Source organism: Agromyces bracchium, assembly GCF_009709675.1.
GTDB classification, from domain to species: Bacteria; Actinomycetota; Actinomycetes; order Actinomycetales; family Microbacteriaceae; genus Agromyces; species Agromyces bracchium.
In genome coordinates this window covers 48,743-72,034 of the sequence record NZ_WMLB01000006.1, presented here as the reverse complement: position 1 = coordinate 72,034, position 23,292 = coordinate 48,743, and the positions used below count along the sequence as shown (strand labels likewise).

Genomic DNA, 23,292 nt, shown 5'->3' with positions numbered 1-23,292 from the left:
GCGGCCCGATTCGCCGAGATTCCTTCGATCGCTCGCAGAGGTCGACATATCGCCAGCGTAGACGCTCCGTGAGAGGACGCGAAGCGTCGATTGCGCGCATTCGAGAACAGAACTCCAGCGGATGCAACAGTCCGCTGGAGTTCCGCGCTTGCCGCGCCCGGCGTCCGCTCGTAGCATCCAACGCGTCGCCCCGCCGAATCGGCACCGCCCGAACGGCACCCCACCCACCCGCAAAGGAGCGGTCATGACCACAACGCACAGCAGGGCCAGGCGCGCCGGCCTCGCGGCATTCGTCGGCACCACGATCGAGTGGTACGACTTCTACGTCTACGCCACCGCCGCGGCGCTCGTCTTCGGCCCCCTGTTCTTCCCGAGCGAGGATCCGCTCGCCGAGACCGCCGCTGCGTTCGCCACCTTCGCCATCGCCTTCCTCGTCCGGCCGTTCGGCGGCATCCTCTTCGGGCACATCGGCGACAAGCTCGGCCGCCGCGTCTCGCTCGTCATCACGCTGCTGCTCATGGGCGTCGCGACTGTGCTCGTCGGGTGCCTCCCGACCTACGAGACCATCGGCATCATGGCGCCGATCCTGCTGATCCTGCTGCGGGCGCTCCAGGGCCTCGCCGTCGGCGGCGAGTGGGGCGGCGCGGTGCTCATGAGCGTCGAGCACGCGCCCGAGAAGTCGAAGACGTTCTACGGCGGCTTCACGCAGCTCGGCAACCCCGCCGGCGCGCTGCTCGCCTCGGGCGTGTTCGCGATCATGTCGCGCTTCGGCGACGACTTCATCATGAACGGCGGATGGCGCATCCCGTTCCTGCTCTCGATCGTCCTCATCGGCGTCGGCCTCTGGGTCCGGTACCGGGTCGAGGAGTCGCCCGTCTTCGAGCAGAAGATCGAGGGCCGCAAGCAGTCGATGCCGCTCGCGTTCGCGCTGCGGAACAACTGGAAGCCGATCCTCCTCGGCATCGGCCTGCTGCCGATCTCGACGGGCGGCTACTACCTCGCGACGACGTTCGCCACGGCCTACGCGACCGGTGAGCCGATCTCCATCAGCTCGCAGGTCATCCTCGACGCGATGACGATCGCCTCCTTCATCGAGTTCGTCGTGACCCTGCCCGTCGCCTGGCTCGGCGACAAGTGGGGCCGGAAGAACGTCATGTACCTCGGCCTGCTGACCTCGGTCCTGACGTTCGCGCCGTTCATGCTGATCCTGCCGGGCCGCGTCGAGCCGCTCATCTTCCTCTTCGCCTCGCTCGTGCGCATCGCGATGAGCGCCACCTACGCCCCGATCGCCGCGATCCTCGCGCAGATGTTCCGGCCGCAGGCCAGGTACACCTCGATCGCGCTGTCGTACGGCGTCGGTGCGGCGATCTGGGCCGGCTTCTCGCCGTGGTTCGCGACGCAGCTCATCGCCTGGACGGGCGACATCTGGTCGGTCATCGCGATGTTCACCGGCATGGCCGTGCTCGCCGCGATCTGCACGAGGCTCGCGCCGCAGCACTCCGACGAGGCGCCCGCCACGGCGTCGTTCACCGCCCGCACCGACACCACGGGGATCCGCCAGCCATGAGGAAACTCGCCGCCTTCGACCGGCCCGACCAGGCCGGACCCCGGATCATCACGGCCCGCGCCATCCACGCCGTCGATGACGCGTCGACCACGGCCACGGCGATGCTGCTCGACCGCGGGCGCATCCTCGCGATCGGCTCGTCGGCCGACTGCGAGGCCGCGGCCGGCGCCGCCGGGCTGGCGCCCGAGCGCGTCGACCTCGGCGACGCGGTCGTGGTCCCCGGGTTCGTCGACGCCCACGCGCATCCGCTCATGTACGGGCAGATGATGACCTGGGTCGACTGCGGGCCGGCGAAGGCGGCGAGCATCCCCGAGATCGTGGCACTGCTGGCGGATGCCGCGGCCGACCTTCCGGCCGGGCGCCCGGTGCGCGGCTACGGGTACGAGCACCGCAACCTCGTCGAGCAGCGGCATCCCACCCGGTTCGAGCTCGACCAGGTCGCGACCGACCGCGAGGTGTACCTCATGAACGCCTCCGGCCACGGCGGCGTCGTGAACTCCTTCACGCTCCAGCAGGGCGGCGTCGACCGCGAGACGCCGAACCCTCCGGGCGGCGAGTTCTTCCGCGACGCCGACGGCGAGCTCACGGGCGAGCTGTCGGATGCCGCGTGCAACATCCTCACGGGCGTGCACGGCGTGAACGTCGGCCACCACGGCCCGAACTTCCACCTCGGCGACGAGCCCGAGGAGCACCTCCGCCAGCTCGACGTCGCGACGCAGCGCTTCCTCGCGGGCGGCGTCACCACGATCGGCGATGCGCAGGTGTCGCGCCGCGAGTTCGACATGTACCTCCGGCTCGCCGAGGCCGGCCGGCTCGAGCTGCGCGTCTCGATGTACCTGCTCTCGCACCTGCTCGACGAGGCCCTCGAGATGGGGCTCGTCGGCCAGTTCGGCAACGCGCACCTCAGCTTCGCGGGCATCAAGTTCTACGCCGACGGCACGCTCGGCGGCTGGACCGCGTACTTCCCCGACGGCTACGTCGGCGACCCGTGCCGGACGGGCCAGCTCTACCACGAGCCCGCCGCGTACGCCGAGCTCATCCGGAAGGCGCACGCCGCCGGCCTGCAGACCGCGACGCACGCGCAGTCGCCGACCGCGATCGAGATGGTCGTCTCGGCGATCGAGGCCGCCCTCGCGGAGCGCCCCGACGACGACGCACGGCACCGCATCGAGCACTGCGGGCTGCCGACCGGCGAGCAGATCGAGCGGATGGCGGTAGCCGGCATCCGCCCGGTGAATCAGCCGCAGCACTACTACAACTGGGGCGAGGGCGTGGAGGACGCGATCGGCACCCCCGGCGAGCGGTTCAACCCGCTCGGCGAGTTCGAGCGCGCAGGCGTGCCGATGACGATCTCGTCCGATGCGCCGGTCGCCGACCCGATCCCGCTCGAGGCGGTCCAGGCCGCCGTGACCCGGGTGACCCGACGCGGCAACTCGCTCGGCCCCGACGACCTGCGGATCTCGGCGCTCGCCGCGCTGTGCGCGCACACCTACGAGGGCGCCGTCTCGCTCGGACGCGAGGACGACCTCGGCTCGCTCGAGGTCGGCAAGTACGCCGACTTCGCCGTGCTGGCCGACGACCCGCTGACGGTCGAGCCCGAGCGGATCGCCGAGATCGCGGTGCTCCAGACCTGGGTCGGCGGCGAACCGCGGTACGTGCTGGAGGACGCACCGACGGCGGCGCTGAAGGAGGCGGTCCCGGCATGAACGAGACGATGGTGATCATGGACGATGCACGCGACGAGACGGCCGATCAGTACGCCGACACCGCGGGCCGGGCGGTCCTCGAGACCATCCGCGCCTACGGCGTGACGACGATCTTCGGCATCCCGGGCACGCACAACCTCGAGTTCTACCGGCCGCTCGCCGAGCTCGGCATCCACGCCGTGACCAACCGGCACGAGCAGGGCTCCGGCTACGGCGCGGACGGTTGGGCGCAGCAGACGGGCCTGCCCGGGGTCGTCATCACCACCTCCGGACCGGCCCTGCAGAACGCGATGAGCGCGATCGGCACCGCGTTCTGCGAATCGCGTCCGCTCCTCGTCCTCTCACCCGGCGTTCCCCTGGGCGACGAGTTCCGCGACGTCGGCACGCTGCACGAGACGAAGGACGCCTCGGCCATGGTCGGCGCCATCGCGGAGTGGTCGCGCCGCGTGCGGAGCGCCGCGGAGGCCGTCGAGGCCGTGCACGACGCATTCGAACTGTTCCGCACCGGGCGCCCGCGCCCGGTCCACATCGAGATCCCGCTCGACGTGCTCGAGGCGCCGGCCGACGTGCCCGCCTCGGCGCGGACCGCGCGCCCGGCGCCCGCGCCGGACCGCGGCGAGGCTGCGGCGGTCCGTGCGGCCGCCGATCTTCTCGCCCGAGCCGAGTCGCCCGTCATCATCGCCGGCGGCGGCGCGACGCGCGCCGTGCACGAGGTCACCGCGCTCGCCGAACGCCTCGGCGCGCCCGTCCTGACCACGCTCAACGGCAAGGGCACGCTCGACGAGCACCACCCGCTCTCGCTCGGCTCGAACCTGCGGCTCGCCGCGGCCCGCGAGGTCGCCGAGGCGGCCGACGTGCTCGTGGTGCTCGGCTCCAAGCTCGGCGAGGCCGAGCTGTGGGCGCCGCGACTCGAAGCGCGCGGGCGGGTCATCCGCATCGACCGTTCGGCGGTGCAGCTGCACAAGAACCTCTTGGCGACCGTCGGCATCGTCGGCGACACCGCCGCGGTGGTCGGCGAGCTGCTCGCCGCGCTGCCCGGTGACGCGCGCCCTGCGCCCGACCTCACCGTGGCCCGTCGGGCGATCGCCGACGAGATCCGGGAGACCGCTCCCGACGACGTCGCGCTCGCCGAGCGCATCGTCGACGCGCTGCCGGCCGACGCGATCGTCGCGGGGGACTCGTCGCAGATCGTCTACCTCGCACTCGCCAACGTGCTGCGTCGCTCGCGGCCGCACTCCCTGCTCTACACGCCGACCTACGCCACGCTCGGCTACGGCCTGCCCGCGGCGATCGGCGCGCGCGTCGCCGCGCCGCACCGCCCCGTGGTCGCAGTGCTCGGCGACGGCGCGCTCATGTTCGCCGTCAACGAGCTGATGACCGCAGTCGAGCAGCGTCTCGACCTGACGATCGTGTGCGTCGACAACGGCGGCTACGCCGAGATCAAGCAGAACGAGCTCGACCGCGGCATCCGCCCGATCGGCGTCGACCTCGTGCAGCCCGACTGGGCCGCCCTCGCGACCGCCTTCGGCGCGACCGGGGTGCGCGTCGACGAGGTCGACCGGCTCGGCGACGCGATCCGCGACGCGATCGCCGCGGGCGGCGTCCGGCTCGTGCACGTCCGGCAGCCGCGCGACTGACCTCGAGCCCACCAGACCTCCGACTCCCGCACTTCGAAAGGACTCGAGATGCACACCTCGAACCCCGAGCATCCGGATGCCGCGGCATCCGCCCCGACCGCCTCACCCGCGGCCGCGCCCGCGTCGGTGACCGCGGCGACCTCCGGGCCGGCCGCCGCGCCGGCATCCGCGCCAGTCGGCCCAGTCGACGCCAGCCGCGTCCCGCGCTTCGCGGGCATCGCCACGTTCGCGCGCCTCCCGCGCCTGGAGGACGTGCCGCGGGCCGACATCGCGGTCGTCGGCGTGCCGTTCGACAGCGGCGTGAGCTACCGCCCCGGCGCGCGGTTCGGCCCGGCGCACGTGCGCGAGGCATCCCGCCTGCTGCGGCCGTACAACCCCGCGCAGGACGTCTCGCCGTTCGCGACCCAGCAGGTGGCGGATGCCGGCGACCTCGCCGTGAACCCGTTCGACATCGACGAGGCCGTCGCCGACGTCGAGGCCGGCGCCCGGGCGCTCGGCGACCGCGCCGATCGCCTGGTCGTCATCGGCGGCGACCACACGATCGCGCTGCCGCTGCTCCGCGCGGTGCACGCGAAGCACGGCCCGGTCGCGGTGCTGCACTTCGACGCGCACCTCGACACGTGGGACACCTACTTCGGCGCCCCCGTGACGCACGGCACCCCCTTCCGGCGCGCGTCGGAGGAGGGGCTCATCGACCTCACGGCGAGCATGCACGTCGGCACGCGCGGCCCGCTCTACGGCGTCGAGGACCTCGCCGACGACGCGCGGCTCGGCTTCGCGATCGCGACGAGCGAGGACATCGAGGAGCACGGCGTCGCTGCGGTGATCGAGCGCATCCGCGCACGCATCGGCGACGCGCCGCTCTACATCTCGATCGACATCGACGTGCTCGACCCCGCCCACGCGCCCGGCACCGGAACGCCCGAGGCGGGCGGCCTCACGAGCCGCGAGCTGCTGCGGATCCTCCGCGCGCTCGCCGACAAGCGCATCGTCGGCGCCGACGTCGTCGAGGTCGCGCCGGCCTACGACCACGCGCAGCTGACGGCCGTCGCGGCGTCGCACGTCGCGTACGAGCTGATCAGCGCGATGGCGCCGCGCGGCTGACGCCGGCCCCGCCGTCGATGTCCGCGGCGTACGCGGAGGCGCGCGGCCACCAGCATCCGACCGCGGACCGATAGCGACGGAACTCGTCGCCGAACCGCCCGTCGAGGTCGGTCTCCTCGAGCGGTCGCACGGCGAAGTTCCACACCAGCGAGCCCGCGATCGCGTACGCGACGACCACCCACGAGCCGAGGATCAGCCCGACCGCGACACCCTGCGCGATACCGGCCATCGCCATCGGGTTGCGGACGAACCGGTACGGGCCGGCGATGACGAGCCGGTTCGGCATCGCGGCCGGGAGCGGGGTGCCTCCGCCGAGGGACGCCATCGCCGCGGCCGACCACAGCCCGAGCGCACTGGCGACGAGCAGCACGGCGATCCCGGCGGGAGCGGCGGAGTCGAGAAACGGCAGTTCGAGGCCCCAACGGCGCTCGAACCACGCCAGCGCGACCGGTGCCACGACCAGGAAGACGCCCCAGAACACCACGATCTGAGCTGCGGTCGCGGCGAGATGCGCAACGGCCGAGCGGCGCGGCGCCGCGGGTCGGAAGGCGAACGGCCCCCATACGACCAGCCACTCGGTCGGGACGCGACCGAAGACCATGAGGCAGAGCGCGAGCACCGACGCCCCGGTGGCACCGATCATCAGGATCGCGCCCCACCCGGCTTCGGTGGACACGGTCGCATACAGCGTCATTCCGATCGTGACGAGTGCGGTCCAGCCGGTCGTGACGATCGCGGCCGCTCGCGACCCGAACGCTGCCGCGGCGCTGCCGCCGACGAACAGTGGGATGTCGGCGAGCGCGACGAGGACGGGATCGAGGCTGCCGAGTGTCGCCTCGCGGACGAGCGGCGACGCGAACACGGCGACCCACCACAGGCCGCCCGCGAACGCCTGGACGGCGAAGTACCGGCGACCCCACACGGTCGAACGATACATCGTGCCGGTCGTGGGCGCGGCCCGTGAGAGACTGCCGCGATGACCGCCGACATCGAGCTGGCCCGCATCGACGGCGGCACCGTCGCGATGCACGACGCGCGCCGGAAGCTGCGGTGGAGCGTCGAGCTCGAGCCGTTCGAGATCGGCGTGTACCCGGTCACGCAGGAGCAGCTCGCCGAGCTGCTGGGCGAGACGGCGACGCATCCGCGCAGGCCCGCCACGGGTGTGAGTTGGCTGCGAGCCATCCGCTTCTGCAATGCCGCGTCGGAGTGGGAGGGGCTCGACCCGGCGTACACCTTCGACGGTGAGGACGTCGCGTGGCATGTCGACGCCGACGGGTTCCGCCTGCCGACGGAGGCCGAGTGGGAGTTCGCCTGCCGCGCCGGCTCGACGACGCCGCACTACGGCCCGCTCGACGAGATCGCATGGACGGCCGCCGACGGCGTGACCGCCCCGCAGGACGTCGGCGGCAAACTGCCGAACCTCAACGGCCTGTTCGACACGCTGGGCAACGTGTGGGAATGGTGCTGGGACCTGCTCGACCCTGCCCGATACGACGAGTACCGCGTGTTCCGCGGCGGCGGGTTCGCCGACGACGCCTGGAGTGTGCGGGCCTCGGTGCGCCGCGGGGGAGCGCCGCGCATGCACCACGAGGACGTCGGCTTCCGGGTTGCGCGCGGCGGGTTCGAGGCGACGGATGCCGCGCAGGGCTGGTCCGCGGCGGCCGACCGCGAGCGCGCGGCGGTCGACGCGCCGCTGCCGCCGGGCTGGACGCCGCGGCGCTAGCTTCGGGGCTCGCCTACGGCAGCTGCAGCGCGGTGTCGCCCAGCATGACCGTGGCGACCGTCAGGATCGCGCCGGCGGCGATGACCAGCCCGCCCATGACGAGCACGAGCGCAGTGCCGAAGAGCGTGGCCTTCGATTCCTCCCGTAGTGGACGTGAGGTCTCCGAGGTGTTCGAGGTCATCGTTGCTCCTACGGCTCGAGGGTGCTGTGGCCCAGTGGACGGTCGCTCCCGATCGTATCGACCGAGGGCGAGCGCCGTGCGAATGGGGCGGCGGGACCGTCGGCGCCACGCCGGTCTGGGACCGCGAGAGCCGCCGAGATATTCGCAGGAACCTCGCGGACTGTCCCGGCGTCGCCGGGCCTATGCTGATCCCGCAGCCTGGGTCGTGTGGGTCCGGGGTGTCGACGAAGACGCCGGCAGGCTCGTTGACCCCACGCACCGGCGCACGTGCCACGTCCCCAGCTAAGTCCTCTCGAAGATCGCGGACGGCATCCGCCTGGTCAGGGGAATCTGAGCGAGTATGAGTAGGACGGCGCCCGCTGACGATCCGTCATTTGCGACGTGGAGGTCGCGGATGACGTCGGGTGCCGGACGCGGTCAGAGGTCGAGGAAGTCACCCAGCCACATCCGCACTGCTCCGAGACAGTCGCTCGATACCTCCCCCGAGATCCTCGTGAGCCGGTCACGTGAGAGGGTTCGAGGTTGCTCGGTCATGATCCATGACGGCTGATCGAGACCGCTGTGCCCGTCGACCCGGACGTGATTCGGCCATCCGCGATCAGTGGTCGTGATCGGCAGCACGATCGCGAGGGTCGTGACCGCGTCCAGGTATCCGGCGGAGGCGACGACCAGCACCGGCCGGTGGCCACCCTGCTCCCGGCCGCGAACCGGCTCGAGTGATGCCCAGGCGATGACACCGGGCGCGAGTTCGGCCTCGGTCACGACTGGGTGTCAGTCAGCTCGGTGCGCTCCCATTCCGCCGACTCCCGAGCGTGCGAGTCGGCCTGCGCGGCCGTCGACGCGGAGACCGCCGCCTTCAAGGTGTTCAGCCGCCACCTGCGGTCCTCCGCGTCCGCGAGATGCGCGAGGTGCGCGCCGAGCGTGAGTCCGTCGCGTGCCGCCTGCTCCTTGAGGCGGTCGCGGAGCTCATCGCTCACCTTGATCGTAGTGGTCATACTCTGAGTATACCTCCGGGGCTGGTGTGCAGCCGATCCTCTCGTGAACGAGGGCCGTTGGAGGATCCTCACCCGGGTTTGGCGCCGTGGAAGGATCGGCGGGGTGACCTGGAACGAGATCGCAACGGACGTGTTCTCGCGGCGGTACCCGCAGGACGATCTCACGATGACGGTGGTCCGCGGGACCCACGGGCTGCTTCTCATCGATACCGGCGGCTCACCGGCCCACGCCGCTCTCGTCGATGCTGAGGTGAAGCAGCTCGGCGACGTCAGGTGGGTCGTGAACACGCACGCGCACTACGACCACACCTTCGGCAACCAGCACTTCGCGGCGACCGGCGTTCCCATCTACGGTCATCACCTGCTGCCTGCGCATCTGCACGAGCACGAGCGTCCGCGACTGGCCGCGTGGCGCGCAGGCACCGGTTCGGAACCGCCTCGCGACTGGCACGACGTCATCATCACCCCGCCGACCCGCCTCCTCAGCGAACGCTCCTGGCTCGATCTCGGGGATCGCAGCGTCGAACTGATCCCGCTGGACCGTGGCCACACCGACGGCGACCTCGTCATTCGCGTGCCTGCCGGCGACGGCTCGACCGGCGCTTGGATCGTCGGGGACGTGATCGAAGAGCCCGGGCCGCCGATGTACGGATCGGGCTGCTTCCCGATGCGGTGGCCGCGAACGCTCGCAGCCCTCCTCGACGAGATCGGCGAGGACGACATCATCGTCCCCGGCCACGGACGGGCGGTTTCGCGCGCCTACGGCGTCGCGCAACTTGCCGTGCTGGAGTCAACTGCCACGCTCACTCTCGAGCACTACCGGGCCGGTCACAGCGTCGACCGAGCGCTCGCTTTCCAAGACGCCTGGCCGTACCCTGTGGCCGCGCTCGAACTCGCGGTGCAGAACGGATACCAGGAGCTCGACGAGGATGACGACCTCGACGTTCCGCAAGTCAGCTGATGTAGGCACCCGGGCACCGCGAAAGTCGCCGACCCCCTTCGCAAGCCGGTCGCTCCAGCGACGCGTCCGGCTGCCGCTGAAAGCGTTGTCGGCTCCCCCGGAGTGGGACCGTCCGCTGATCAGTCGCTGGCCGATGATTTCGGCGCGAGTGCGGACAGCATGCTCGTCAGCGAACCGATCTCGACGGAACGCGGATCCGCAGTGAAGTCGTGTTCGGTGTGGAGGTCGTAGTAGGCGTGCAGCATTGTGCTCTCGATCACCTCGTCGATCCGAGAGTGCCGCACCGCCTCCTGGAGGCTGACATGCGCGACGTCTGCCTCGAGGTCGTCGGCGGCGATGTCGACGAAACCGACCGAGAGGATCTCGCGGGAGTCATCGACGGAGACGGCGTTGAACACCCGAGCCGGGACGCCGAAGCCTCTGTCGGCCTCCCACGCGCTGATGAAGTCGTCGAAGGTCGCGCCGTCGCGCAGGCGGCGACGAAAGATCGCGATGATCACGGCCCCGAGAGTACCGCGGACGTTGATCCGCGCACCATTCCCGGTCGTCGAGTGAACGCGCGGTGATCGTCCCGTGAGCTCGCAGGCTCGCGGGCGCCCCGTTCGCAGATGACGTGCCCGGAAACGCTGCCCGGCACGGGCACGCCAAGTGAAACGCTCGAACGCAGCCGCGGCGCGGCGGCGTACTGCGATCGCGGTACCCGAAGATCGGGCGAACGGAGGACGCGCCATCCGCTCGCACCGCGTTGACTCGAAGCACGGTCGCCGCACTCGGCGATCGCCCCGCCGAGAGGAGCACGATGTCCACCCCAGTCCTGCGCGTCGAGGACCTGCACCGGTCCTACGGCCGCGGCCCGACCCGCTTCGAGGCGCTCAAGGGCGTCGACGTCGAGGTGCGCGCCGGCGAGTCGCTCGCGATCGTCGGCAAGTCCGGTTCGGGCAAGTCGACGCTGATGCACCTGCTCGCGCTGCTCGACCGTCCGACGTCCGGCAGCGTGGAGCTCAACGGCGTGCCCGCCGATCGGCTCCGCGGCCGCGAGCTCAACCGGGTGCGGAACGAGACCTTCGGGTTCGTCTTCCAGCAGTTCTTCCTCACGCCGAGCGCGACGGTGCTCGAGAACGTCATCCTCCCGCTCAAGATCGCCGGCGTCGGGCGGGCCGAGCGCAAGCGCCGCGGCATGGCCGTGCTCGAGCAACTCGACCTCGCCGACAAGGCGAAGAACAAGGCGATCGACCTGTCGGGCGGGCAGAAGCAGCGCGTGGTCATCGCGCGGGCACTCGTCAACGACCCGCAGGTGATCTTCGCCGACGAGCCGACCGGCAACCTCGACACCACGACCGGCGCCGCGGTCGAGGATCTCCTCTTCGGCCTGAACCGCGAGCGCGGCATCACGCTCGTCGTCGTCACGCACGACGAGGAGCTCGCCTCGCGATGCGACCGCCGGATCACGGTGCGCGACGGCCGGATCGAGGCATCCGCCACCGCGACCGCGACCACGGCCGCGACCGGCGAACCCGGCCGCCCGACCGAGGAGGTGGCCGCATGAAGCCCGTGGACGTCGTCGGCTCGGCCGTCGCGAACACGTTCCGGTCGAGGACCCGCACCATCCTCACCGTGCTGGCGATCTTCATCGGCGCGTTCACGCTCACGATCACGACCGGCCTCGGCACCGGGATCAACCGCTACATCGATCAGACCGTCGCCGAGATCGGCGCCGAGGACGTCATGACGGTCGCCCACCAGGCCGACGAGACGGCGGACGACGGCCCGCGCGAGTACGACCCGGATGCCGTCGCCGCGTCCGGGATCGGGCCCGACGCGCCCGGCGCCGCGCAGACCATCGACCCGATCACCGACGACGACCTCGTGACGATCGCCGGGATCGACGGCGTGGAGTCGGTCGAACCGCTCAAGCAGGTGTCGGTCGACTACGTCCAGCACGAGGGCGGCACGCAGTACGCGATCTCGGTGGGCTCGTTCATCCCGGGCATGGAGCTCGTGCTCGCCTCGGGCGAGCAGCCCGACGCCGAGGCATCCGAGCCCCAGGTGGCGATCCCGGTCGACTTCGTCGAGCCGCTCGGGTTCGACTCGCAGGCCGATGCGGTCGGCAGCGTGGTCGAGTTCGGCGTGACGGATGCCACGGGCGCCGAGCAGGTCGTCACGGCCGAGGTCGTCGGCATCTCGGAGGCCGGCCTCATCGGCACGGGGAACAGCGCGTCGCCGAACACCGCCCTCACCGACGAGCTCTACACCGCCCAGGCGACCGGGGCGACCGGCCAGACCGACGTGTACGGCTCGGCGATCGTCACGTTCGACCCCGAGCTCGGCGAGGCGGCGACGCAGGCGCTGAAGGACGACCTCGACGAGGCCGGCTTCACCGCGACCACGGTCGAGGACCAGATCGGCGCCTTCAAGTCGGTCATCGACGGCATCGTGCTCGTCCTCAACGCGTTCGCCGTGATCGCGCTCCTCGCGGCGGGCTTCGGCATCGTGAACACCCTGCTCATGTCGGTGCAGGAGCGCACCCGGGAGATCGGCCTGATGAAGGCGATGGGCATGGGCTCGGGCAAGGTGTTCGGGCTGTTCAGCACCGAGGCGACGTTCATCGGGTTCCTCGGCTCGGCCGTCGGGGTCGTGCTCGGCATGGCGGCCGGAACCGCGGTCGGCGATGCGCTCGCGACCACGATGTTCGCCGACCTGCCGGGCCTCACGCTCATCGCGTTCGATCCGGTGTCGGTCGCGACGATCATCGTGCTGGTGATGGCGATCGCCTTCCTCGCCGGCACGATCCCGGCCGGGCGGGCTGGCCGGCAGGACCCCATCGAGTCGCTCCGGTACGAGTAGGAGACGGCACGGTGGATGAGCGGACGGGTCGGGTGCGGGGGCGCCCGGCCCGTCCGCGACGACCAGGATGCGCGAGGATCGAGACATGAGCGACGGCGTTCGCGAGCCGGCGGCACCCGACCGGGTCGCGCCGCGCCGCGCCCTGCCCGCCTGGTTCTGGGACGTCGTCGTCGTGTTCGTCGCGGTCGCGTGGGCGTGCGCGCCGTATCGCGGTCCGACGCCCGCGTTCCTCGCGGTGGAGGCACCCGTCGCGTTCGCGTTCGCCCTCGCGCAGGCCCCGGTGCTGCTGCTGCGGCGCCGGTGGCCGCTCGTCACGTACGCCGTCGTCTGGGGGCTCATGGTCGCCGGCACCCTCGTCGTCGGCAGCGCCATGCCCTTCGTGGTGCCTGCGGCGATCGCCGCGTACGCGATGGCGAAGCGGGCTCCGCGGCGACGCGTGCTGATCACCGTGCTGGCCTCGATCGTCGTGCTGGTCGGCGTCGAGCTCATCGCGGGTGCGGGCGACGGGTTCGACCCGCGCCTCGTCCCGGTCCCCGCGCTGCTCGCGTTCGCCGCGGCGGCGGGGGATGCCACGCGCTCGCGCCGTGCGTACGTGGCCGCGCTCGCCGAGCGCGCCGAGCGCGCCGAGGCCACCCGGGAGTCGGAGGCACGCCGTCGCGTCGCCGAGGAGCGACTGCGCATCGCGCGCGACCTGCACGACGCCGTCGCCCACCAGATCGCCGTCATCAACCTGCAGTCGAGCGTCGCCGAGCGCGCGATCGCCGAGGGCCGCGAGCCCGACCTGCCGCGCGCCCGCGAGTCCGTCGCGACGGCCGCACGGGCGGCGCGCGAGGTGCTCGGCGAGATCGGCGACCTGCTCTCGACGCTCCGCACCGAGGCGGACGACGGCGCCGGCCCGCCGGCCCCGCCGGCCGGTCTCGCCGACCTCGATCGACTGGTCGAGGACTTCACCGCCGCCGGGCTCGCCGTGACCGTGCGGCGCGAGGCGGGATCCGATGCCGGCGACGTGCCGCCGGCGGTGGACCGCACGGCCTACCTCGTCCTGCGCGAAGCGCTCACGAACGCGAGCAAGCACGGCTCCGACGGCCGCGCCCACGTGCTCGTCGAGCGGGGTGCGTCGAAGCTCAGGGTCACGGTGACCAATGCCGTGTCGACCAGCGCGCCGCGCGGTGCCGGCGTCGCGCCCGGAACCGATCGGGTCACCGGTGGCCACGGCCTGCTCGGCCTGCGCGAGCGGGTCGCCGCCGTGCGCGGCACGCTGACGACCGGCGAGGAGGCAGGCGTCTTCCGCCTGCGCGCGGAGTTCCCCGCGGGGTCGCGCGATGCGCGGGCGGCGGATGCCGCCGCGACGGGCGGCACGACGGAGGCCGCGATGACGGATGCGCCGGAAGCTGATGCGCCGGGAACAGACGCCACGGGGCCGGATGCCGCGGGCTCGGAGGCACGCGCATGACCGCCCGAGTCCTCGTGGTCGACGACCAGCCGCTGATCCGGCAGGCGGTGCGCGCCCTGCTCGACGCCGAGCCGACCCTCGAGGTGGTCGGCGAAGCGGCCGACGGGGCCGAGGCCCTCGACCTCGTCCGCGAGCTCCGGCCCGACGTCGTGCTCATGGACATCCGCATGCCCGGCCTCGACGGCATCGAGGCGACGCGCCGGATCGGCGCCGATCCCGCGCTCGCCGACGTGCGCGTGCTGATCCTCACCACGTTCGAGGAGGACGAGAACGTCGTGCGCGCCCTGCACGCCGGTGCGTCGGGTTTCATCGGCAAGGGCACCGACCCCGACGCGCTCGTCGAGGCCGTGCACACGGTGCACGCGGGGGAGTCGCTGCTGTCGCCATCCGCCACCCGCGTGCTCATCGAGCGCTACGTGCGGCCCGGCCCGGTGCCCGCGCCCGCCGCGACATCATCGCTCGGCGCCGCGCTCGCGACGCTCACCGATCGCGAGCGCGAGGTGCTGGTGCTGGTCGCCGGCGGCCTGTCGAACGACGACCTCGCCGAGAGGCTGGTCATCTCGCGCCATACCGCGAAGACGCACGTCAATCGCGTGATGGCGAAGCTCGGTGCGCACGATCGCGCGCAACTCGTGATCGCCGCCTACGAGGCGGGGCTGGTGCGGCCGGGCGGCGCGGGCGGCGGTGCGGGCGGCGACTGACGGGGCCGGCGCCGCCTCAGGCTCCCGCCGCCGCGCGCTGCGCGACGATCGCCGCCGCGATCCGCCCGATCAGCTCGACGGGGAGGTCCGCCTTGTGCGGGAGGTTCACCGAGTCCGCGCCCGTCCGCAGCGGCGCGACCTCGGACTCGAGGGGCTCGGGGAGCGTCGGCACCGGATAGAGCCCGATGTGGTGCTTCCAGCCGGCGAAGTGCAGTGCGTACCGACCGCCGAGCATGACCGCGGCTATGCCGTACCGCATCTTCTCCTCGACCGGCGGCGGGACCTCGGCGACGATCGCGGCGCGCACCCGCCGGAGGCGGTCGGCGACGTCGTCGGGGAACGACGCGATGTACTCGTCCACGGTCTGCGCAGTCATGTCGGCCATCGTGGCACCCCTCGGCAGGAGCCGCCAGCGGATCGAGTCCGGCGATCCGACTCGCGAAGGCCCCTGTCGGAGGCATCCGCTCGGGTGGTAAGAACACCGCATGGGGGAGACGACGGGAGCGGGCGGGCCCGCGACGACGGACTCGGCGAAGCGGTACGCGCTCGGCGCGCTGATCGCGACCTGCGTATCGGCTCTGGTGGTGAACGCGAACACGTCGGCGGTGTCGATCCTGATCCCGGCGATCTCGGCCGACACGGGCACGCCGACCGACACGTTGCAGTGGGCGGTGACCGGCTACTCGCTCGTGGGCGCGGCGGTGATCGTGACGTCGGGCTCGCTCGGCGACGTGTTCGGCCGGCGGAGGATCTTCCTCTGGGGCCTCATCCTCTTCATCGCCTCGTGCGTGCTCATCGCGCTCTCGCAGGAGGGCATCGGCGTGATCGCCGGTCGCTGCATCCAGGGCGCGGCCGGAGCGACGATCCTCGCGTGCGGCATGAGCCTGCTCTCGGCGGCGAACACCGGGAAGGCGCAGCTCCGCGCCGTGACGCTCTGGGGCGCGGCATCCGCCGTCGGGGCCGCGGCCGGCCCCCTCGTCGGCGGCCTGCTCGCCTCGACGCTCGGCTGGCAGGGACTGTTCTGGATCGACGCCGCCATCGCCGCGGCGTGCGTGCCGGTGACGCTCCTCGCCGTGCAGGAATCCGCCGACCCGTCCCGCTCCCGCTCGATCGACTTCGCCGGGACCGTCCTCATCGCACTGATCCTCGCGCCGCTCATCTTCGCGCTCACGAACGGCAGCGCGTGGGGCTGGCTGTCGTGGCAGACCCTCGGATGCCTCGCCATCACGATCCTCGCGACGATCGGGTTCGTCCTGGTCGAACGGCGGGTCGCCGCGCCGCTGCTCGACCTGAAGCTGCTGCGCAACGTGGTGCTCGTCGGCGCGACGCTCTCGATCCTGCTCGGCTCGGGCACGATCAACGCGATCATGTACGTCGTCAGCCTGTACTTCCAGGACCCGTCGACCCTCGGCATGGACGCGTTCCAGGCCGGCCTCGCGACGCTGCCGGTCGCAGCGGCCGCCGTCATCCTCTCGCCGCTCATCACGCCGATCGTCGGGCGGATCGGCGTGCGCACCACGATCGCGCTCGGCTTCATCATCATGTCGGGCGCGTTCGCCGCGCTCGCGTTCGTGCAGGAGTCGTGGGGCTACGGCATGTTCGTGCTGCCCCTCATCGCGGTCGCGGCCGGCATGAGCCTGCAGAACGGCCCGTGCTCGTCGCTCTCGACGTCGAGCGTCGAGCCACGCGAGGTCGGCGCCGCCTCGGGCGTGTCGAACATGGCGCGCTACGTCGGTGCCGCGGTGATGACCGCGATCGTCGCGTCGGTCTACGGCGGCGTGAGCTCGCGCCGCGTCGAGGCCGGCGAGACGGATGCCGCGGCCCTCGCCGACGCGTTCTCCTGGGCGTCGATCTCCATGGGCATCTGGTGCGTGCTCGGCATCGGGCTCGTGTTCCTCGTCGCGCGGCAGGTGCAGAGGCGTCCCGCGCAGTTCGAGGCCACGGCGGCCGCGGCGTCGTTCTCGCATACGATCGTGCCGCCGGAGGCGGCGGCGGGCGACGGTGCGGCGCCGGAGCGGGCGGGCGGGGTCGCTCGCTGAGCCGCCCGCCCCGGGTCGTCGTCACGATCGGCGGGTGCGCGGGCGACCGCACCCGCCAATGCTGACGACGACCCGGGCGCGCGTCGGCCGGGCGCGGCCGGCCGATCGCGCGTCGAACGGGGCCGGCGGGGTCGCCCGCTGAGGCGGCCGTGCGGGTTTTCGTCACGATCGGCGGGTGCGCGGGCGACCGCACCCGCCAATCCTGGCGACGACCGGGCGCGAGTCGGTCCGGCGCGAGCTGGCCGAGCGCGCGCTGGCCGAGCACGAGGGGTCGCCCCGCCTGCGCGCGCCCTGCGAATTCGCGCCCGCCCCTGCCGTTTCCGGCCGACCTGGCGTAGATTGCGATATATCGCGTCGAGACACGCTATATCGCGTCGTCCACGGCGCGAGGTCCGCAGCGACGACGCGACGGGGAGGGGCGGGCGCATGGACTGGATCGACGGCGTGATGCACAGCGCGAGCCGGCGGGGGAGCCGGACATGAGCGGCCTCGAGGTGGTGCTCGCCGCGCTCGGGATCATCGTGCTCCTGGGCATCGCGAGCTTCGTCACGCTCGTGCTCGTCGTGCGGCACGTCTACCGCCGCATCCGTCACAGCCGCCGCGTCGACGGGGCCCTCATGCGGAGCCGAGCCAAGATGAGCCGCGGGCCGCAGCGCACGATCCTCGACCTCCGGGTGCGGCTCGACGACGCACTCGCGAGCGGGCAGGCGGCGGTGGACCTCGCCGCGCAGGGTCCCGGTCCGCGCGGGGAGTTCCCGGGCATCTTCCGCCGCATCCGCGACGAGGGCGCCTCGCTCGACGCGCAGCTTCGCCTGATGGAGAGCGAGATCGACCGCGCCGTCCTCACCGCCGAGCTTCCCGCCGCCGAACAGCGCGTCGGCCAGGTCGAGTCGCTCGTCCGGCGCATCCGCTCGGCCGTGGCATCCGCCCTCGCCGGAGCCAGCGACGATGGCCTCACGGGCCTCCGCGCCGACGTCGACCGCGAGGTCGCCGCGCTCCGCGCGGGCGTCGAGGAACTCCACGCGCTCAGCCTGCGCGACACCGGCCCCGAACCGATCCGGCGGCCCACGACCTCCACGGTCCGCGACCCCGCGGCCGTGCACGACAGCTCGTCCGTTCGAGACAAGGGGAACCGACCATGAGCGACAACACCTCCCGGATGCGCACGATCTTCCGGAGCAAGACCACGAAGGCCCTCGACCGGATCGAGGACCCGCGCGACACGCTCGACGACAGCTACGACCAGCAGGTCAAGCTGCTGCACGAGGTGCGGCGCGCGGTCGCCGAGGTGGCGACCGCGAAGAAGCGCATCGAGCTGCAGGGGCAGGAGATGGGCGGGCGCTACCAGCGCCTCGGCGTGCAGGCGCGTGATGCGCTGACGCAGGGCCACGAGGACCTCGCGCGTGCCGCGCTCGAGCGACGGGCGCTCCTCGAGGGCGAGGTGGCGAAGCTCCAGGCGCAGTACACCTCGCTCGAGAAGCAGGCCTCGCAGCTGCAGGAGCGCGAGCGGCGGCTGACCGACCAGATCGCGGCGTTCCGCGTCGAGAAGGAGACCATCAAGGCCACCTACACGGCGTCGGCCGCGCAGGTCCGCGCGAACGAGGCGGTCGCCGGGCTCAGCGCCAACATCGACGACATCGGCACGAGCCTCGACCGCGCACGCGACCGGGTCGCGCAGATGCAGGCGCGCGCGGCGGCCACCGACGAGCTGCTCTCGAGCGGAGTGCTCAAGGACCTCACCGCGGCGCCCGACGCCGACATCGAGCGGCAGCTCGCCGCGATCACGGCGCAGGCCGAGATCGACCGGCAGCTGCAATCGATGAAGGATGGCGCGGGCTCCGGAGGGGCGAAGGGCTCCGGCGGGCGCGTCGACGACGGCGCGAACGGCTGGCTGGGGATCGGGCAGGGCCCGGCGACCTGACGCAGCGGCGAAGCTCGGCCTCAGGAAGGCCCGGCGCCGGGGCCGGGCTCGGGTTCGGGCTCGCCGCCTGCTCCTGACGCTGCGGCGCGCGCCGCCGCAGCGGCCCGCTCGACCCACTTCGGCACGTCGCCGTACTGCTGGAACGGCACGAGTTGCCCGGCCGCGCTGTGCTCGACGAGCTGCGACATCCGTCGTTCGCGCGTGGCCTCCTGCTTGGCCGACACGACCCAGTGCGCGACGAGCTTGCGGTAGCTCGGCGTCGCCTCCGCCCAGAACGCGGATGCCGCGGCATCGGTTTCGAGCATGCGCCGGAACTCGGGTGGGAGCGCCTCCTCGGGGTTCTCGAACGAGTAGATCGCCGAGCGTTCGTCGCTGCGGCGCTTGTACGCGGCGATGCCGGCCGGCCGCATGCGGCCCTCGGAGGAGAGGCGTTCGACGTGCGCGATGTTCACGGCCGACCAGTTGCTCTTCGGCTTGCGGGGGGTCCAGCGCTGGCGTCTCGCGACGTCGTCGATGCGCTGCGACACGGAGTCGATCCAGCCGAAGCACAGCGCCTCGGGCACGGCCTCCTCCCACGTGAGCCCGCGCTCGGGCGCGCCCTTCTTGTAGAGGCCCATCCACAATTCGGTCTCGGTCTCGTGGTTGGCCTCGAGCCAGGCGCGGAACTCCGCGGGGCCGGAGAAGAACAGCGCCGGTCGCTCGGGGGTGCCGCCCGGGGTGCCGATCGTGCCGCTCATGCCTCGAGTCTCGCAGGACCCACCGACGTCCGGATCAGGTCAACTCGCGCACGCAGTGACGCGGAGCTGGACGATCTGCTTGACCTTCTGCTCCACTGGCAGCCGATCAGCGATCCGCGAGAGCGCGTGGGGTTCGATGATGCCGCACTCGATCAGCGCGCTCACGAACTCGATGTCCTTCCACTCTCCGCGGACGAGCTCGACGCGCAGAGGTCGTATGGACTGATGAACCACGCCGTGCCGCCGCCCGGACCGTCGGGGTGCACGATCGTCGCACGCCGCTCCCAGCCGCGCGGCAGGACCGCCGTCGTCGATGAAACGCCCTGAGCGTAGAACCCGTTGACTCGGTCGAAGTCGGACATCTCGCCCAGGTGCACGTCGATGCGCGTGGCAATCGTGCCGTCATCGTCATCGTCATCGCGTGTCGGCGCGATGTCGGCTTCCCGCGAGAGCGTTGCCCGTTCCGGGAGCCGGTCTTCGGCCACGGTACCCAGAATCGACTGACTGCCGACGATGAGCACCTCTCGGTTCGGCACCAATCGGATCGCCTGACGCGTGAGTTCCATGAGCTCGTCGCGATTCACCGATTCACCACTTCCTCGATCGCCCGGATGCGCTCGTCGGGGCTGAGGGCGCCGGCGAACGGCGAGTTCTGCCGAAGTTCCCGACCCTCAGGTGTGTCGTCGAGCATCGCTTCGATCAGCTCCTCGACCGGGCCGCGCGCCAGCTGCTCCCACCGAGTCATCCACGACTCCGCGATCGGACCGCGCACCGTGTGCCGGATCCGCTCGAGATTCTCGGGAACGACGGCGAGGACGTCTTGGGGCGAGTGCGTGAGTTTGCGGGCGATCGCGCGGTGCAGAGCCATGGAGACGCGCTCCTCGCGCCGACGATTCACGGGCTGGAGTTCGAGGTCGCGGTCCATGACGTCGAGCGCCCGTCGAAGCGTCGACAGCTGGATCGTGCCCTCACGCTCGGATCGTTCCATGCGGGAGACGGTCGAGACGTTCACGCCGAGATGCGCGGCAAGGTCGCGCATCGACCAACCCACCGACCTTCGCGCACCTGCAATCATCGACACGATTTCCTCCATGTTGCATTGTAGTGCAACACAGGTCGAAGCGTGAGGTCCCGTGATGCGCATTGCACTTGTGGAGCAAGAGTGCAATACTGCACTTCATGTCTGAAAGTGCAACCCCGACGAAGCGATCGGAGCGGATGGCGGCGACCGCGTCGCGCATCACCGCGCTCTCGCGCCGGCTGACCGCCGAGCGCGGGCTCAACGGGTTCACGATCGAGGAGCTCTGCGAGGCGGTCGGCGTCTCGCGCCGCACGTTCTTCAACTACTTCCCGTCGAAGGAGGAGGCGGTGCTCGGCCTCGACGAGACCGCAGAGGCCCGGCGGCTTGCCGACGAGTTCCTCGCCCGGGGCTCGCGCGGATGGCCCGCCGTCGTCGACGACCTCGTCGACTTCGCCGTCGCGCACGCGCGTGACGCCGGCATCGGCCGAGACGAGCACGCGGAGCTCATCGGCGCGATCTCGCGAGAACCGCGCCTGCTGGCCCGGTTCATCGACATGACCCGCGAACGCGAACAGCAGCTCGGCGAGCTCGTCGCCCGACGCGAAGGCGTCGCGTCGCGGCATCCGCTCGTGCTCGCCTCGGTGCACACCGTCGCCGCAGCCATGCGCATCGCGGGGGAGCACCTGCTCGACGACCGCCCGGGCGACGACTTCGAGACCGCGCTCACCGACGCGGTCGCCGCGCTCCGCGAGGTGCTCGCGGCGCCGAGCCGGGGCTGAGCCGCCGACTCGTTCCGCGGGATTCGCCCGCACACCCCATCCACACCACCCACCCGATCCATCTGCCCCGCAGGACCCGAACCACCCCACCGAGGACCCCATGGCCACCACCGCCCCCGCGGCATCCGCCGCCCCGATGCTGCTCACCAAGCGACGCATCTGGATCATCTTCAGCGCCCTGATCGCGGGCATGCTGCTCGCGAGCCTCGACCAGACGATCGTCTCGACCGCGATGCCGACCATCGTCGGCGACCTCGGCGGCGTCGAGCACCAGGTCTGGATCACGACCGCCTACCTGCTCGCCACGACCATCGTGATGCCCGTCTACGGCAAGTTCGGCGACGTGCTCGGCAGGCGGAGCCTCTTCCTCGTCGCGATCGCGCTGTTCACGCTCGCGTCGATCGGCTGCGCGTTCGCGGGCGACTTCTGGATGTTCGTGGTCTTCCGTGCGCTCCAGGGCCTCGGCGGCGGGGGACTCATGATCCTGTCGCAGGCGATCATCGCCGACATCGTGCCGGCCAGCGAGCGCGGCAAGTACCTCGGCCCGCTGGGCGGCATCTTCGGCCTCGCCGCCGTCGGCGGCCCGCTCCTCGGCGGCTACTTCGTCGACCACCTCACCTGGCAGTGGGCGTTCTACATCAACATCCCGATCGGCATCGCCGCGTTCGTGATCGCGGTCGTCGCGCTGAAGCTGCCGGGCAAGAAGGCCACGAAGCCCATCGACGTGCTCGGCGTCGTGTTCCTCTCGATCGCGACGACGTGCCTCATCTTCTTCACCGATTTCGGCGGCGACGCCGACTTCGGCTGGGACGCGTGGGAGACCTGGGCGTGGGGCATCGGCCTCCTCGTCGCGGCGATCGCGTTCGTCGTCACGGAGGCCCGCGCCGCCGACCCGATCATCCCGCTCAGCCTGTTCCGCAATCCGATCTTCGTGAACGCGACGGCGATCGGCCTCACGCTCGGCATCGGCATGTTCGCCGCGATCGGCTTCATGCCGACCTTCCTGCAGATGTCGTCGGGCACGTCGGCGGCCGAGTCGGGCCTGCTGCTGCTGCCGATGATGGCGGGCCTCATGGGCACGTCGATCGCGTCGGGCATGGCGATCACGAAGACCGGCAAGTACCGCATCTACCCGATCATCGGCACGGTCGTCACGGCGATCGCGATGGTCGCGCTCACGACGCTCACCGCCGACACCGCGATCTGGTTGATCTGCGTCTACCTGTTCGTGTTCGGCGCCGGCCTCGGCCTCATCATGCAGGTCGTGGTCCTCGTCGTGCAGAACGCGGTCCCCGCCGCCCAGATCGGCACCGCGACGAGCACGAACAACTACTTCCGCGAGGTCGGCGCCGCGCTCGGCACCGCGGTGTTCGGCACGATCTTCACGACCCGCCTGACCGAGAACCTCACCGAGGTGTTCACCGCGGCCGGTGCGTCGCCGACGGATGCCGCGGGCGCGACGGCCACGCTCGACCCCGCCACGATGAACGCCCTGCCCGACCCGATCCGCGACGGCGTCGTCGACGCCTACGCCGACGCGCTCGCCCCGGTGTTCTGGTACCTGCTGCCGTTCATCGGCCTCGCGTTCGTGCTCTCGCTGTTCCTCAAGCAGATCCCGCTGTCGGATGTCGCGGGGCTCGTCGCGCGCGGCGAGGCGATCGGCGGCGAGGAGGCCGAGCGCCTCGAGGCGGAGCTGCGCGCCGGTGCGGACGCGACGGTCGCCGCGCCGATCGTCCGCCGCGACCTCCGCTGAGCGGGCAATTCGTCCCGAGTACTTTTGACATCGTTGACGCGAAAGTTGCCGAGCCGATAGACAGAGCCCACGCTCGGCCCGGCCCGCACCCGCGGTCCTGGTCGGCCGGCCGGGACTCGGGGGACGACGGCATCCGTTGCGCTCCCCTCCGGCGCAGGCTCCATCTCAGG

Annotated in this window: 25 protein-coding genes; 15 read left to right on the top strand and 10 right to left on the bottom strand. The window is 71.7% G+C overall.

What is annotated here, in order from left to right; all coding sequences use genetic code 11:
* Positions 1 to 244 precede the first annotated feature (244 nt).
* From GJ743_RS01570 to speB, 4 genes are read left to right on the top strand one after another with little or no spacing between them, the layout of a single operon-like run.
* Positions 245 to 1,567 (top strand): MFS transporter, encoded by a 1,323-nt coding sequence (locus GJ743_RS01570; protein WP_155050182.1) that lies wholly within the window; start codon positions 245 to 247, stop codon positions 1,565 to 1,567.
* Complete coding sequence (locus tag GJ743_RS01565) at positions 1,564 to 3,273, top strand: amidohydrolase (RefSeq protein WP_155050181.1); 1,710 nt, start codon at positions 1,564 to 1,566, stop codon at positions 3,271 to 3,273. Before GJ743_RS01570 ends, GJ743_RS01565 begins: the two co-directional genes overlap by 4 nt.
* Positions 3,270 to 4,910, top strand: coding sequence for a thiamine pyrophosphate-binding protein (locus tag GJ743_RS01560; protein ID WP_230386270.1), 1,641 nt, complete (start codon positions 3,270 to 3,272; stop codon positions 4,908 to 4,910). The genes GJ743_RS01565 and GJ743_RS01560 overlap by 4 nt, the downstream gene beginning before the upstream one ends.
* A gap of 48 nt (positions 4,911 to 4,958) precedes the next feature.
* Positions 4,959 to 6,014 carry an agmatinase gene (gene speB / locus GJ743_RS01555; protein ID WP_155050180.1) on the top strand — a complete coding sequence of 352 codons (1,056 nt, stop codon included), beginning with the start codon at positions 4,959 to 4,961 and terminating at the stop codon, positions 6,012 to 6,014.
* Here the strand turns inward: speB and GJ743_RS01550 are convergent.
* Entirely contained in the window at positions 5,989 to 6,951 is a 963-nt protein-coding gene (locus GJ743_RS01550) for a methyltransferase family protein (RefSeq protein WP_155050179.1), read from the bottom strand. The two genes, speB and GJ743_RS01550, sit on opposite strands and share 26 nt — an antisense overlap.
* A 39-nt stretch (positions 6,952 to 6,990) precedes the next feature.
* Between GJ743_RS01550 and GJ743_RS01545 the strand changes: the two genes are divergently transcribed.
* Complete coding sequence (locus tag GJ743_RS01545) at positions 6,991 to 7,737, top strand: formylglycine-generating enzyme family protein (protein WP_155050178.1); 747 nt, start codon at positions 6,991 to 6,993, stop codon at positions 7,735 to 7,737.
* Positions 7,738 to 7,750: 13 nt separating this feature from the next.
* On the opposite strand, the gene GJ743_RS01540 is transcribed toward GJ743_RS01545, so the two are convergent.
* The 3 genes from GJ743_RS01540 to GJ743_RS20440 form a co-directional block, all read right to left on the bottom strand.
* A complete protein-coding gene (locus GJ743_RS01540; protein ID WP_155050177.1) occupies positions 7,751 to 7,918 on the bottom strand; it encodes a hypothetical protein in 168 nt (55 codons plus the stop codon).
* Between the two features lie 417 nt (positions 7,919 to 8,335).
* Positions 8,336 to 8,680 carry a type II toxin-antitoxin system PemK/MazF family toxin gene (locus GJ743_RS01535; protein ID WP_328288680.1) on the bottom strand — a complete coding sequence of 115 codons (345 nt, stop codon included), beginning with the start codon at positions 8,678 to 8,680 and terminating at the stop codon, positions 8,336 to 8,338.
* On the bottom strand, positions 8,677 to 9,117 hold the full coding sequence (locus GJ743_RS20440; RefSeq protein WP_425545767.1) for a ribbon-helix-helix protein: 441 nt from the start codon (positions 9,115 to 9,117) through the stop codon (positions 8,677 to 8,679). Before GJ743_RS20440 ends, GJ743_RS01535 begins: the two co-directional genes overlap by 4 nt.
* Here GJ743_RS20440 and GJ743_RS01525 point away from each other — a divergent pair.
* Complete coding sequence (locus GJ743_RS01525) at positions 9,017 to 9,874, top strand: MBL fold metallo-hydrolase (protein ID WP_155050175.1); 858 nt, start codon at positions 9,017 to 9,019, stop codon at positions 9,872 to 9,874. The two genes, GJ743_RS20440 and GJ743_RS01525, sit on opposite strands and share 101 nt — an antisense overlap.
* Before the next feature lie 119 nt (positions 9,875 to 9,993).
* On the opposite strand, the gene GJ743_RS01520 is transcribed toward GJ743_RS01525, so the two are convergent.
* Positions 9,994 to 10,374, bottom strand: a complete 381-nt coding sequence (locus tag GJ743_RS01520) for a hypothetical protein (protein ID WP_155050174.1) — start codon at positions 10,372 to 10,374, stop codon at positions 9,994 to 9,996.
* A gap of 299 nt (positions 10,375 to 10,673) precedes the next feature.
* Here GJ743_RS01520 and GJ743_RS01515 point away from each other — a divergent pair, with 299 nt between their 5' ends.
* The 4 genes from GJ743_RS01515 (at position 10,674) to GJ743_RS01500 (ending at position 14,872) form a co-directional block, all read left to right on the top strand.
* Positions 10,674 to 11,420, top strand: coding sequence for an ABC transporter ATP-binding protein (locus GJ743_RS01515; RefSeq protein WP_155050173.1), 747 nt, complete (start codon positions 10,674 to 10,676; stop codon positions 11,418 to 11,420).
* Positions 11,417 to 12,718: an ABC transporter permease gene (locus GJ743_RS01510; RefSeq protein WP_155050172.1), complete on the top strand. Its 1,302-nt coding sequence runs from the start codon at positions 11,417 to 11,419 to the stop codon at positions 12,716 to 12,718. The genes GJ743_RS01515 and GJ743_RS01510 overlap by 4 nt, the downstream gene beginning before the upstream one ends.
* 85 nt (positions 12,719 to 12,803) lie before the next feature.
* A complete protein-coding gene (locus GJ743_RS01505) occupies positions 12,804 to 14,171 on the top strand; it encodes a sensor histidine kinase (protein WP_196216870.1) in 1,368 nt (455 codons plus the stop codon).
* Positions 14,168 to 14,872: a response regulator transcription factor gene (locus tag GJ743_RS01500; protein ID WP_155050170.1), complete on the top strand. Its 705-nt coding sequence runs from the start codon at positions 14,168 to 14,170 to the stop codon at positions 14,870 to 14,872. Before GJ743_RS01505 ends, GJ743_RS01500 begins: the two co-directional genes overlap by 4 nt.
* A 16-nt stretch (positions 14,873 to 14,888) precedes the next feature.
* Here GJ743_RS01500 and GJ743_RS01495 read toward each other — a convergent pair whose 3' ends face one another.
* Complete coding sequence (locus tag GJ743_RS01495; RefSeq protein WP_230386269.1) at positions 14,889 to 15,248, bottom strand: iron chaperone; 360 nt, start codon at positions 15,246 to 15,248, stop codon at positions 14,889 to 14,891.
* Positions 15,249 to 15,357: 109 nt separating this feature from the next.
* Here GJ743_RS01495 and GJ743_RS01490 point away from each other — a divergent pair, with 109 nt between their 5' ends.
* The 3 genes from GJ743_RS01490 (at position 15,358) to GJ743_RS01480 (ending at position 18,832) form a co-directional block, all read left to right on the top strand.
* Positions 15,358 to 16,911: an MFS transporter gene (locus GJ743_RS01490; protein ID WP_155050168.1), complete on the top strand. Its 1,554-nt coding sequence runs from the start codon at positions 15,358 to 15,360 to the stop codon at positions 16,909 to 16,911.
* Positions 16,912 to 17,390: 479 nt separating this feature from the next.
* Positions 17,391 to 18,053 carry a hypothetical protein gene (locus GJ743_RS01485; RefSeq protein ID WP_155050167.1) on the top strand — a complete coding sequence of 221 codons (663 nt, stop codon included), beginning with the start codon at positions 17,391 to 17,393 and terminating at the stop codon, positions 18,051 to 18,053.
* Positions 18,050 to 18,832: a PspA/IM30 family protein gene (locus GJ743_RS01480; protein ID WP_155050166.1), complete on the top strand. Its 783-nt coding sequence runs from the start codon at positions 18,050 to 18,052 to the stop codon at positions 18,830 to 18,832. The genes GJ743_RS01485 and GJ743_RS01480 overlap by 4 nt, the downstream gene beginning before the upstream one ends.
* Before the next feature lie 20 nt (positions 18,833 to 18,852).
* On the opposite strand, the gene GJ743_RS01475 is transcribed toward GJ743_RS01480, so the two are convergent.
* From GJ743_RS01475 to GJ743_RS01465, 4 genes are read right to left on the bottom strand one after another with little or no spacing between them, the layout of a single operon-like run.
* The gene (locus tag GJ743_RS01475) at positions 18,853 to 19,569 is read right to left on the bottom strand and encodes a YdeI/OmpD-associated family protein (RefSeq protein ID WP_155050165.1); all 717 of its coding nucleotides are present in this window, start codon (positions 19,567 to 19,569) and stop codon (positions 18,853 to 18,855) included.
* Between the two features lie 39 nt (positions 19,570 to 19,608).
* Complete coding sequence (locus GJ743_RS19885) at positions 19,609 to 19,734, bottom strand: hypothetical protein (protein WP_268865760.1); 126 nt, start codon at positions 19,732 to 19,734, stop codon at positions 19,609 to 19,611.
* Positions 19,731 to 20,153, bottom strand: a complete 423-nt coding sequence (locus GJ743_RS01470; RefSeq protein ID WP_155050164.1) for a hypothetical protein — start codon at positions 20,151 to 20,153, stop codon at positions 19,731 to 19,733. The genes GJ743_RS19885 and GJ743_RS01470 overlap by 4 nt, the downstream gene beginning before the upstream one ends.
* The gene (locus GJ743_RS01465; RefSeq protein ID WP_155050163.1) at positions 20,150 to 20,713 is read right to left on the bottom strand and encodes a helix-turn-helix domain-containing protein; all 564 of its coding nucleotides are present in this window, start codon (positions 20,711 to 20,713) and stop codon (positions 20,150 to 20,152) included. The genes GJ743_RS01470 and GJ743_RS01465 overlap by 4 nt, the downstream gene beginning before the upstream one ends.
* Positions 20,714 to 20,748: 35 nt before the next feature.
* Between GJ743_RS01465 and GJ743_RS01460 the strand changes: the two genes are divergently transcribed.
* Positions 20,749 to 21,369, top strand: coding sequence for a TetR family transcriptional regulator (locus GJ743_RS01460; RefSeq protein WP_155050162.1), 621 nt, complete (start codon positions 20,749 to 20,751; stop codon positions 21,367 to 21,369).
* 100 nt (positions 21,370 to 21,469) lie between these two features.
* Positions 21,470 to 23,122: an MDR family MFS transporter gene (locus tag GJ743_RS01455; RefSeq protein ID WP_155050161.1), complete on the top strand. Its 1,653-nt coding sequence runs from the start codon at positions 21,470 to 21,472 to the stop codon at positions 23,120 to 23,122.
* Positions 23,123 to 23,292: the final 170 nt, after the last annotated feature.

Bases quoted from the DNA above. Each gene is read 5' to 3' on its own strand.
- GJ743_RS01570 (WP_155050182.1), top strand. From the start codon at position 245: ATGACCACAACGCACAGCAGGGCCAGGCGCGCCGGCCTCGCGGCATTC.
- GJ743_RS01565 (WP_155050181.1), top strand. From the start codon at position 1,564: ATGAGGAAACTCGCCGCCTTCGACCGGCCCGACCAGGCCGGACCCCGG.
- GJ743_RS01560 (WP_230386270.1), top strand. From the start codon at position 3,270: ATGAACGAGACGATGGTGATCATGGACGATGCACGCGACGAGACGGCC.
- speB (WP_155050180.1), top strand. From the start codon at position 4,959: ATGCACACCTCGAACCCCGAGCATCCGGATGCCGCGGCATCCGCCCCG.
- GJ743_RS01550 (WP_155050179.1), bottom strand. From the start codon at position 6,951: ATGTATCGTTCGACCGTGTGGGGTCGCCGGTACTTCGCCGTCCAGGCG.
- GJ743_RS01545 (WP_155050178.1), top strand. From the start codon at position 6,991: ATGACCGCCGACATCGAGCTGGCCCGCATCGACGGCGGCACCGTCGCG.
- GJ743_RS01540 (WP_155050177.1), bottom strand. From the start codon at position 7,918: ATGACCTCGAACACCTCGGAGACCTCACGTCCACTACGGGAGGAATCG.
- GJ743_RS20440 (WP_425545767.1), bottom strand. From the start codon at position 9,117: ATGAGAAGCAGCCCGTGGGTCCCGCGGACCACCGTCATCGTGAGATCG.
- GJ743_RS01515 (WP_155050173.1), top strand. From the start codon at position 10,674: ATGTCCACCCCAGTCCTGCGCGTCGAGGACCTGCACCGGTCCTACGGC.
- GJ743_RS01510 (WP_155050172.1), top strand. From the start codon at position 11,417: ATGAAGCCCGTGGACGTCGTCGGCTCGGCCGTCGCGAACACGTTCCGG.
- GJ743_RS01505 (WP_196216870.1), top strand. From the start codon at position 12,804: ATGAGCGACGGCGTTCGCGAGCCGGCGGCACCCGACCGGGTCGCGCCG.
- GJ743_RS01500 (WP_155050170.1), top strand. From the start codon at position 14,168: ATGACCGCCCGAGTCCTCGTGGTCGACGACCAGCCGCTGATCCGGCAG.
- GJ743_RS01495 (WP_230386269.1), bottom strand. From the start codon at position 15,248: ATGACTGCGCAGACCGTGGACGAGTACATCGCGTCGTTCCCCGACGAC.
- GJ743_RS01490 (WP_155050168.1), top strand. From the start codon at position 15,358: ATGGGGGAGACGACGGGAGCGGGCGGGCCCGCGACGACGGACTCGGCG.
- GJ743_RS01485 (WP_155050167.1), top strand. From the start codon at position 17,391: ATGAGCGGCCTCGAGGTGGTGCTCGCCGCGCTCGGGATCATCGTGCTC.
- GJ743_RS01480 (WP_155050166.1), top strand. From the start codon at position 18,050: ATGAGCGACAACACCTCCCGGATGCGCACGATCTTCCGGAGCAAGACC.
- GJ743_RS01475 (WP_155050165.1), bottom strand. From the start codon at position 19,569: ATGAGCGGCACGATCGGCACCCCGGGCGGCACCCCCGAGCGACCGGCG.
- GJ743_RS01465 (WP_155050163.1), bottom strand. From the start codon at position 20,713: ATGCGCATCACGGGACCTCACGCTTCGACCTGTGTTGCACTACAATGC.
- GJ743_RS01460 (WP_155050162.1), top strand. From the start codon at position 20,749: ATGTCTGAAAGTGCAACCCCGACGAAGCGATCGGAGCGGATGGCGGCG.
- GJ743_RS01455 (WP_155050161.1), top strand. From the start codon at position 21,470: ATGGCCACCACCGCCCCCGCGGCATCCGCCGCCCCGATGCTGCTCACC.